Consider the following 9,473-nt stretch of genomic DNA (forward strand, 5'->3'; position numbering starts at 1 on the left):
TCCCAGCCATGACGGCCGGAGACGGGGTATCAACATATCTGGCGTTGACTTTTGGCACGCTGTTGAGTTCTCAAGGAACGGTCGCTTCCTTCGTACTCACCCTCTCGGGCTTTCCTCCGGGCGCTTCTCTTCGGTCTTGCGTTTCCGACTCTATCAGATCCTTTTCTCGACCTGACCCCCAGTCAGCGGGGTTTGCCTTCCGGGCCGTTGGGCCCTTCCGACGTCTCAAACCTTAGCGGATTCTCTCGGCGATTCCCAATCGGGCTGCCGAGTCCCTATGCGAATTGAATTCGGGCACGCCGAAATCAACCCCGTCGGGAGATCGTGCTTGTGGTTTGGGTTGCCGCTCGCGCGGCGGGAGTGTTGTCGCGGAACCGTTCCGGCTCCGTGGCAACCCGAAGAACCCTACGGATCGGGGTGGTGGGTGTCAAGCGCCCGCTGTCAAGATCTTTTGCCGGGCCTCAGTCCAGGTCGCTGAGGCGGCCGCCCGCGTCCGGCTGGGCGTCCTCCACCCGGCGCAGCAGCCTGGTGAGGACCTCGCCGAGGACTGCTCGCTCGGCGGGGGTGAGGTCCTGGAGGAGGTCCTCCTCGAAGACCGTCGCCAGGCGCATGGCCTCCAGCCACTTCTCGCGGCCGACCGGGGTCAGCTCGACGATGACGCGCACCCGGTTGCTCTCGTCACGCTCCCGGGTGACCAGGCCCTCGGCCACCATGCGGTCGATCCGGTGGGTCATGGCCGCGGGGGTCAGACCGAGCCGCTTGGCGAGGTCGCTGGGGCCCATGCGGTAGGGGGCGCCGGAGAGGACGAGGGCCTTGAGGACCTCCCAGTCGGCGTTGCTGATGCCGAGTTCGGAGGTCTGGCGGCCGTAGGCGACGTTCATGCGGCGGTTCAGGCGGGAGAGCGCCGAGACGATCTTCTCGACCTGGGGGTCGAGGTCCCGGAACTCGCGCTGGTACGCGGCGATCTGCTCTTCGAGTGTCGGCTCGGGGAGGTCGGAGGTGTCGCCCATGGGCGCAGTATGACACGCCCCCTTTGCCTTGAAGTCCTTCAACATGTAGTCTTTAGCTTCGAACTTTAGGTCTTAAGTCTTCAAGGTTGAGAGAGGTGAACGTGACCAGGGCGAAGGGCGCGGCGATGCGCCGGATCCACGTGGGCAACGCGCTCAGCGCGTTCGGGCTCGGTTTCACCGTCCCCTATCTGTATGTCTATGTGGCGCAGGTGCGGGGGCTGGGTGCCATGACGGCGGGTTCGGTGCTCGCCGTGTTCGCCGTGGCCGCGCTGATCGTGCTGCCGTTCGCCGGGCGGGCCATCGTCCGGCGGGGCCCGCTGCCTGTCCTGCTCGCCGCCCTGGTCACCGCCGCGGTCGGAGCGCTGAGCCTGGGGCTGGCGGGGAGCGCGGCCACCGTGCTGTCGGCCGCGGCCCTGCTGGGGGCGGGACAGGCCGTGATGCAGCCCGCGCTGGCGACGATGATCGTGGACTGCTCCACGACGGCGACCCGCTCCCGGGCCTTTGCGACGCAGTTCTTCCTCCAGAATCTCGGGCTCGGTGTGGGCGGGCTGATAGGCGGCCATCTCGTCGACACGACCCGGGTCTCCTCCTTCACCGTGCTGTTCGCGATCGAGGCGGCGATGTTCTTGCTGCTGGTGGCCGTGATGGCGACGGTGCGGATGCCTCGCGCGCCGCGGATCGGTGAGGCTCCGGCGCAGTCCGCGCGGGGCAGCTGGAAGCAGCTGCTGGGCAATCGGGCCATGGTGCAGCTGTCGGTGCTGGGCTTCGTGATGTTCTTCGCCTGCTACGGGCAGTTCGAGTCGGGGCTGAGTGCCTACGGCGTCGAGGCGGCCGGGATATCGACGTCGGCGCTGGGGACGGCGCTGGCGGCCAACACCGCGGTGATCGTGGTGGCGCAGTTCGCCGTGCTGCGGTTCGTGGAGCGGCGGCGGCGTTCCCGGGTAATCGCGGCCGTGGGGCTGATCTGGGCCGTGGCGTGGCTGACGGCCGGGTACGCGGGGCTGGGGCATGGCAGCCAGGAGATGGCGACGGCCGCGTTCGTGTCGACGTACGCGTTGTTCGGGCTGGGTGAGTCGTTGCTGTCCCCGACGGTGGCACCGCTGGTGGCCGATCTGGCTCCGCCGGGGATGGCGGGGCAGTACAACTCCGCGTTCGCCCTGGTGAAGCAGTTGGCGCTGGCGGTGGGGCCGGCGGTGGGCGGGCCGATGGGGGCGGCGCTGCACGGGCCGTACATCGTGACGTTCCTGCTGTTCTCGCTGGCGATCAGTGTGCTGGCGCTGCGGCTGGGGCGGCGGCTCAGTGTGGTGCAGGACCGGCCGTGGGCGGCGCGGAGCCGGGTGGTGACGCGCGGCGGGGCGACTGCCGAGGCGGTGTCCGCGGAGGCGTGAGCCGGGCGGGGGCGCTTTGGGCCGGGGCTGTGCGGGTGCGCCCCGGCCCGTCCGGTGTCCGGGGTCTGTCAGCGCGTGGCCGTGACCAGGACGGCGGTGAAGGGGAGCTTGGCCGTGCCGTCGGGGGCCGTGTGGTCGGTGAGGCGGTCGGTCAGGGCCCGGGCCGCGTGGGCCATGGTCTCCGGTCCTGCTTCGCCGAGGGACTGCGTCCAGGGGACGGAGGCCATCTGGCCGGGGACCCATTCCCTGAGCGGGGGTGTGTGGACCTCGCGGGTGATCTCGCGGGCGGTGACGTCGTGCAGGCCCGCTTCGGTGGCGGCCGCGGTGAGGCGGTCGGCGGTGCAGGAGAAGGCGGCTCTGAAGGAGGCGGTGTCCTGGGGGGAGGCGTACTGCTCCAGTACCTCGTACTGGGCGGCGAAGTAGGGGGAGCGGTCCTTGGGCGCCCAGACCGTGAGGGCCAGTCGGCCGTCGGGGCGCAGGACGCGGGCCGTCTCCCTGAGGGCCGCCGTCAGGTCGGGGAAGAACTGGGCGCTCTGCTGGCAGATCACCACCTCGAAGGACGCGTCCTCGTAGGGGAGCCGGTCGGCGGGGGCGAGGGTGAGTTCGATGTCGGGGTAGACGTGGGGTGCCTTGGCGTGGGCGATCTTCAGCATGCCCTCGTTGATGTCGGCGGCGGCGACATGGCCGGTGGGTCCGACGCGGTTGGCCGCGGCGCGCGCGACGAAGCCGGTGCCGCAGGCCAGGTCGAGGACCTGGGCGCCGGGATACAGATCGACGGTGTCCAGCACGGTTTCGATGAACGGCGCCATCAGGGGCGCGATGAAGTGTTCATAGCGCTCGGGGGCGCTGCCCTGGAGTTGGAAGCCCGTTTCGTCTGGCATGGATGTGCTACTAGCACCGGATGCGCAAGGTGCCTAGGTGGCGCGCGGGAGGACGAATTCGCACCACACCGCCTTTCCGCCGCCCGGTGTGCGCCTACAGCCCCAGTTGGAGGCGATGGTGGCGACGATGGCGATGCCTCTGCCGGACTCGTCGGCGGGTTCGGCGCGGCGGCGTCTGGGCAGGTGGTCGTCGCCGTCGGTGACCTCGACGATCAGGCGGCGGTCGGTGCGGCGCAGGCGCAGCCGCATGGGTGGGGTGCCGTGCTGGAGGCTGTTGGCGACGAGTTCGCTGGCGGCGAGGACGCCGAGGTCGTGGAGTTCGGTGGGGAAGCGCCAGCTGGTGAGGACGCCGGAGGCGAAGGCACGCGCGCGTGGGGCGGCTTCCACGCCGCCGAGGAGGTCGAGGGCGGCGTTGCGGAAGAGGTCGCCGTCGGGGCCGGTGCGGGCGGGGTGCTGGAGGACGAGGACGGCGACGTCGTCGTCGTGGTCGGCGGCGACGCCGGCGGAGCGCATCAGGCGGTCGCAGATGACCTGGGGGGTGCCGATGGCTCCGGCGAGGGCGTGTTCCAGGGCGGCGATGCCGTGGTCGAGGTCCTCGTCGCGGCGTTCGACGAGGCCGTCGGTGTAGAGGACGGCGGTGGAGCCGGGGGCGAGGGGGACGGAGCCGGAGGCGTGCATCCAGCCGCCGGTGCCGAGTGGTGGGCCGGTGGGTTCGTCGGCGCGCAGGACGGCTCCGGTCTCGTCGCGGACGAGGATGGGCAGGTGGCCCGCGGAGGCGTAGACCAGGCGTCCCTCGTTGGGGTCGTGGACGGCGTAGACGCAGGTGGCGATCTGGTTGGCGTCGATCTCGGTGGCGAGGCCGTCGAGGAGCTGGAGGACCTCGTGCGGCGGGAGGTCGAGGCGGGCGTAGGCGCGGACGGCGGTGCGGAGCTGGCCCATGACGGCGGCGGCGCGCACCCCGCGGCCCATGACGTCGCCGATGACGAGGGCGGTGCGGCCGCCGCCGAGGGTGATGACGTCGTACCAGTCGCCGCCGACGGCTGCCTCGGTGCCGCCGGGCTGGTAGGTGGCGGCGATGCGGAGGTCGTCGGGTTGTTCCAGTTCCTGGGGGAGGAGGGAGCGCTGGAGGGTGACGGCGGTCTCGCGCTGGCGGCGTTCGCTGGTTCTGAGCCGGTCGGCGGCCTCGGCGTGGTCGGTGACGTCGGTGGCGAAGACCAGTACTCCTCCGACGGCGTCGGCGTCGCCGGTCTCGGTGACGGGGGTGCAGGTGAAGGTGTAGGAGCGGCCGTCGGTGGCCTTGCGGGACTTCAGGGTGCGGGGTCTGCCGCTGCGCAGGACCTGGTCGAGGAGGGGCAGCAGGCCCAGTTCGCTCAGTTCGGGGAGGGTGTCGCGGGCGGGTTCGCCGGTGGGGCGGGGGCCGAAGGCGGTGGCGTAGGCGTCGTTGACGTAGGCGAGGCGGTGGTCGGGGCCGTGGACGAGCGCGACCAGGGCGGGGACGCGGTCGAGGACCTGGCGTACGGGCAGTTCGTCGACGGCTCGGGTGGGCGGGGGGTCGTCGGTGAGTTGTTCGGCGCGGGCCGCGGGTACGGAGCCTTCGCCCCGGCGGTCGTGGGTGACCGCGTGGTCGGTCCGCGCTGCGGCGCGGCGCTGCGTTCCGGGGAGCCGGGCGCTCCAGCGCGTGAAGTTCACGAATCCTTGCCTCGTGTAGTCGTCGTCGGCCGGCTCTGGACCCGGCCGGGGCCCTGGTGAGCCGCGCAGCGGTAGCCGCACCTGTCATACCCCCGGAAAATGCGGCACTTGGGAACAGCCTCGTGGGTGTCGGGAGGGCGGGTGGTGGTCCGTCCCCCGGTCAGTCGTGGGCCAGTCTGGCAGTGTGGGCGACCGGGCTGGCCGACAACCGTCAGACGCCGGGGTGCCCCTGAGAGTTCCTGGGTCCGGTCAGGACGACCCCTTCGGGTCGTGGGGAGGTTCGTAAGGAGGTTTTCCCCCGGCCGCGAGTTCGAACTCCGCTCGAGGGTGTTCGAGTGAGCCCAGGGAGACGATCTCCCGTTTGAAGAGGGCCGACAAGGTCCATTCGGCCACCACGCGCGCCTTGCGGTTGAAGGTCGGGACGCGGCTGAGGTGGTACGTGCGGTGCATGAACCACGCGGGGAAGCCCTTCACCTTGCGTCCGTACACGTGTGCGACGCCCTTGCGCAGGCCGAGGGAGGCGACGGAGCCCGCGTACTTGTGGGCGTACGTCTCCAGGGGTTCGCCGCGCAGGGAGTGGGCGATGTTGTCGCCGAGGACGCGGGCCTGGCGGACGGCGTGCTGGGCGTTGGGGGCGCAGTCGCGGCCGGGTTCGCCGGCGGTGAGGTCGGGGACGGCGGCGGCGTCACCGGCGGCCCACGCGTGCGCGTGCCCCTCGACGGTCAGTTCGGCGGTGCAGCGCAGTCGGCCGCGGTCGGTGCGGGGCAGGTCGGTGGCGTCGAGCAGGGGGTGGGGTTTGACGCCGGCGGTCCATACGACCGTACGGGTGGGGAAGCGCTGTCCGTCGCTGAGGACGGCGACGCGGCCCTTGCAGGACTCCAGGCGGGTGCCGAGGAGGACCTGGATGTTGCGGCGGCGCAGTTCGGTGACGGTGTAGCGGCCCATCTCGGCGCCGACCTCGGGGAGGATGCGGTCGGAGGCCTCGACGAGGATCCACTTCATGTCCTCGGGCTTGACGTTGTGGTAGTAGCGCGCGGCGTAGCGGGCCATGTCCTCCAGTTCGGCGAGCGCCTCGACGCCCGCGTAGCCGCCGCCGACGAAGACGAAGGTGAGGGCGGCGTCGCGGATGGCCGGATCGCGCGTGGAGGAGGCGATGTCCATCTGTTCGATGACGTGGTTGCGCAGGCCGATGGCTTCCTCGACGGTCTTGAAGCCGATGCCGTGCTCGGCGAGGCCGGGGATGGGGAGCGTGCGGGAGACGGAGCCGGGCGCGAGGACTATCTCGTCGTACGACAGCTTCTGCGGACCGGTGCCCTCGTCCTCGGTGGCGAGGGTGGTGAGGGTGACGGTGCGCTCGGCGTGGTGGACTGACCGGACCTCGCCGATGACGACGCGGCAGCCGTCGAGGACGCGGCGCAGGGGGACGACGACGTGGCGGGGTGAGATGTTGCCCGCGGCCGCCTCCGGGAGGAAGGGCTGGTAGGTCATGTACGCGTCCGGTGTGACGACGGTGATCTCGGCCTCCCCCCGTCGCAGTTCCTGCCTGAGCCTCCGCTTCAGACGCAGGGCCGTGTACATCCCGACGTAGCCGCCGCCGACAACGAGAATGCGCGCACGTTCCTTCACCATCCCATGACGCACCCGGCGCTGGAGTTTGTCCACAGCCTCGACGATTCGTATGACCGCGGGCCGGGCTCGGGGCGGGTTGGCCGACTCCCCGGCGTATGGGGGAACGGGCCAGGTCAGAAGGGATGTGTCGAGGCTTCGGCGGGGGTGCAATCGGGACGTATACGACCCGTACTCCGATCGGGGGGCGCTCCGTGCGGAACCTGCCCCTTCTGAATTGACTGTCTCTCAACTATGTTCGTGTGTCGACGGGGTGTAGGGGGATGCGCTCATCGAGTCCGCGACGGGCGGGCTCGAGGTCAGGCCCGTTCCGCGCGCTCCGGCTTTCGATGGCGGGGAGTCTCCGGGGGGAGACGTCATTACCGGGGGATTTCGTATGCACATTCAGGACACTCGTTGGTCTACCGCTTCTGCCATCGCGCCTGGTGGCGCGGTGGGCGCCGCGGCGGGCAACGGACGCGGGGACGGCCCGCGTCAGGCCCCGCTGCGCGTGGACGCACAGCGCAACCTGGAGCACGTACTGCGCGCGGCGCGCGAGGTCTTCGGCGAGCTGGGGTACGGCGCGCCGATGGAGGACGTGGCGCGGCGCGCGCGGGTCGGCGTGGGCACGGTGTACCGGCGCTTCCCGAGCAAGGACGTCCTGGTGCGCCGGATAGCCGAGGAGGAGACCTCGCGGCTCACCGACCAGGCCCGGGCGGCGCTCGGGCAGGAGGACGAGCCGTGGTCGGCGCTCTCGCGCTTCCTGCGCACCTCGGTGGCTTCCGGCGCCGGGCGGCTGCTGCCGCCGCAGGTGCTGCGGGTCGGCGTCGCGGACGAGAGCGGGACGGGTGCCGCCTTCGACGGCGCGCGGGTGCCGCAGCAGCGGGTGCAGCCGGGCTCGGGCGAGCTGCGCCTGGTGTCCGGCGAGGGGCAGGCCGGTGAGGCGTCCCTGGCGGACGACGCCGGTGCCGCGGCGCTGCTCGAGGTCGTCGGCCAGCTCGTGGAGCGGGCGCGGGCGGCGGGCGAGCTGCGACCGGACGTGTCGGTCTCCGACGTCCTGCTGGTGATCGCGACGGCGGCGCCCTCGCTGCCCGACGCGGCCCAGCAGGCGGCGGCCTCCGCGCGGCTGCTGGACATCCTGCTGGAGGGGCTGCGGTCCCGCCCGGCGTGACCTGGCGGCCCGCGTGCCGTCACGCGCGCGTGCCAGTTGCGGTCCGGGGGAGGCCCGTTGGCGCTCCCCCGGACGGACGGCGGCCAGGTCCTGTCCGGCGGATCAGGTCGCAGGAGACCTGCGGCCACTTGTCAGCACAGGTGCATGGGGTCGGATGGGCGTGCAGACCCGGCGTCCGCGACATGGTCCGTCGGAACAGGCCCTGGGCCGTCTCCGCAAAGTCCCGTCGTCCGCCCGGAGGGCGTGCCTCGCGGCGTCTGGTATGTCCTCTGGGGGTACTCCCTGCTCGGAGAACTCGGGGGAGGGCCGGGCGGAGGCCTTCGTACCGGACGTACTGGGGACTTCGCCCGGTGTGGCGAGAGGGCGTGCCAGGCGTCGCGGGGCAGGCGGGACTTTGCGGACACGGCCTAGCACTGCCGTGCGGCAGGTCCCCACGGACGAGTGGACGGGACCACCTCACGGGCTCCCGTCCGAGAGCGGTGTGGCACTCTGACCCGGTGTTCTTGAGGGCTGTGCAGGCGGCGGGGGCTTCGCGCGATGGGCGTTGAGGGACAGGACGGGTCACCCGGAGATGGCGACGGCGCGGACGCCGACGGCCCGGCAGCGCCCCAGGTGCCGCCGCAGGGCGGCCGGGCGGACGTACCGCGGGGCGCGGGTCTGCCGGACGAGGGCAGCGTCCCGCAGCAGCGCGACTGGCGCGACGACGGCTGGCGCGAGGACAGCGTGCTGCCGCCGCCGCTCGAACTGCCGCCGCCCGACGCCGAGCTGATCGGGCTGATGCGCGGGGGCGACGACACGGCGTACGAGGAGCTGTACCGGCGCCATGCCGGCGCCGTGCGCCGCTACGCCCGCACCTGCTGCCGGGACGCGCACACCGCGGACGACCTCACCGCCGAGGTCTTCGCACGGATGCTCCAGGCGGTGCGCGGCGGCTCCGGCCCCGAGCACGCCGTACGCGCGTATCTGCTGACGTCCGTGCGCCGGGTCGCCGCGAACTGGACGAACTCCGCCCGGCGGGAGCAACTGGTCGACGACTTCGCGGTGTTCGCGACGCAGGCCGCGCGCGCGTCGGAGGTGTCCGACACCGACACCCTCGACCTCGGGGCCGACGTCCGCGCGATGCACGAGGCCGAGCGGTCCATGGCGATGCGGGCGTTCCGGTCGCTGCCGGAGCGCTGGCAGGCCGTGCTGTGGCACACCGAGGTCGAGGACGAGTCGCCGAGCGAGGTCGCCACCCTCTTCGGCCTGGACGCCAACGGCACGCGCGTGCTGGCCAGCCGGGCCCGTGAAGGCCTCAAGCAGGCCTACCTCCAGGCCCATGTCAGCGACGCCCTCGCCGACGACGAGGCCTGCGCGCGGTACGCCGACCAGCTCGGCACCTACGCCCGGGGCAGGCTGCGCACCCGCGCCGAGCGGGGGCTGCGCAAGCACCTGGAGGAGTGCGCCAAGTGCCGCCTCGCCGCCGGCCAGATCGCCGAGGTCGCCAGCGGCATCCCGGCCGTCGTGCCGGTCGCGGTCATCGGCTGGTTCGGGGCCGCCGGGTACGCCAAGGCGGCCGGGATCATCGCCGGGGGCGCGGGAGCGGGCGCCGCGGGCGCGGCAGCCGCCGCGAGCGGCTCCTCGGGCTCCGGCGGGGCCGGGGGCGGTGCCGCGGCCTCCGAGGGGCTGGGTGCCCCCGCGAAGGCCGGGATCGCCGCGGGTGTGGTGGCCGTGGCGGTCGCCGTGGTGG

7 protein-coding genes are annotated in these 9,473 nt (G+C 72.2%); 3 read left to right on the forward strand and 4 right to left on the reverse strand.

The annotated features are described in order from the left end of the window. Positions 1–461: 461 nt before the first annotated feature. Entirely contained in the window at positions 462–1,010 is a 549-nt protein-coding gene (locus KBY47_RS35600; RefSeq protein WP_210928704.1) for a MarR family winged helix-turn-helix transcriptional regulator, read from the reverse strand. 125 nt (positions 1,011–1,135) lie between these two features. Between KBY47_RS35600 and KBY47_RS35605 the strand changes: the two genes are divergently transcribed. Next, positions 1,136–2,398 carry an MFS transporter gene (locus KBY47_RS35605; protein ID WP_210928722.1) on the forward strand — a complete coding sequence of 421 codons (1,263 nt, stop codon included), beginning with the start codon at positions 1,136–1,138 and terminating at the stop codon, positions 2,396–2,398. A gap of 68 nt (positions 2,399–2,466) precedes the next feature. Here KBY47_RS35605 and KBY47_RS35610 read toward each other — a convergent pair whose 3' ends face one another. From KBY47_RS35610 to KBY47_RS35620, 3 genes are all read right to left on the reverse strand, one after another. Beyond that, the gene (locus tag KBY47_RS35610; protein WP_210928707.1) at positions 2,467–3,279 is read right to left on the reverse strand and encodes a class I SAM-dependent methyltransferase; all 813 of its coding nucleotides are present in this window, start codon (positions 3,277–3,279) and stop codon (positions 2,467–2,469) included. A 33-nt stretch (positions 3,280–3,312) separates the two neighbouring features. Continuing rightward, the gene (locus tag KBY47_RS35615) at positions 3,313–4,968 is read right to left on the reverse strand and encodes a SpoIIE family protein phosphatase (protein ID WP_210928710.1); all 1,656 of its coding nucleotides are present in this window, start codon (positions 4,966–4,968) and stop codon (positions 3,313–3,315) included. 249 nt (positions 4,969–5,217) lie between these two features. Continuing rightward, a complete protein-coding gene (locus KBY47_RS35620) occupies positions 5,218–6,597 on the reverse strand; it encodes an NAD(P)/FAD-dependent oxidoreductase (protein WP_210928713.1) in 1,380 nt (459 codons plus the stop codon). Positions 6,598–6,970: 373 nt separating this feature from the next. Between KBY47_RS35620 and KBY47_RS35625 the strand changes: the two genes are divergently transcribed. Next, positions 6,971–7,744: a TetR/AcrR family transcriptional regulator gene (locus tag KBY47_RS35625; protein WP_210928716.1), complete on the forward strand. Its 774-nt coding sequence runs from the start codon at positions 6,971–6,973 to the stop codon at positions 7,742–7,744. Between the two features lie 537 nt (positions 7,745–8,281). Next, the coding region (locus tag KBY47_RS35630; protein WP_210928719.1) for a sigma-70 family RNA polymerase sigma factor at positions 8,282–9,473 on the forward strand (1,192 nt) is incomplete at its 3' end.

It is taken from the genome of Streptomyces sp. B93 (genome assembly GCF_018070565.1).
Taxonomy (GTDB): domain Bacteria; phylum Actinomycetota; class Actinomycetes; order Streptomycetales; family Streptomycetaceae; genus Streptomyces.

Coding starts and splice junctions, on each gene's coding strand:
- KBY47_RS35600 (WP_210928704.1), bottom strand. CDS start 1,010: ATGGGCGACACCTCCGACCTCCCCGAGCCGACACTCGAAGAGCAGATC.
- KBY47_RS35605 (WP_210928722.1), top strand. CDS start 1,136: ATGCGCCGGATCCACGTGGGCAACGCGCTCAGCGCGTTCGGGCTCGGT.
- KBY47_RS35610 (WP_210928707.1), bottom strand. CDS start 3,279: ATGCCAGACGAAACGGGCTTCCAACTCCAGGGCAGCGCCCCCGAGCGC.
- KBY47_RS35620 (WP_210928713.1), bottom strand. CDS start 6,597: ATGGTGAAGGAACGTGCGCGCATTCTCGTTGTCGGCGGCGGCTACGTC.
- KBY47_RS35625 (WP_210928716.1), top strand. CDS start 6,971: ATGCACATTCAGGACACTCGTTGGTCTACCGCTTCTGCCATCGCGCCT.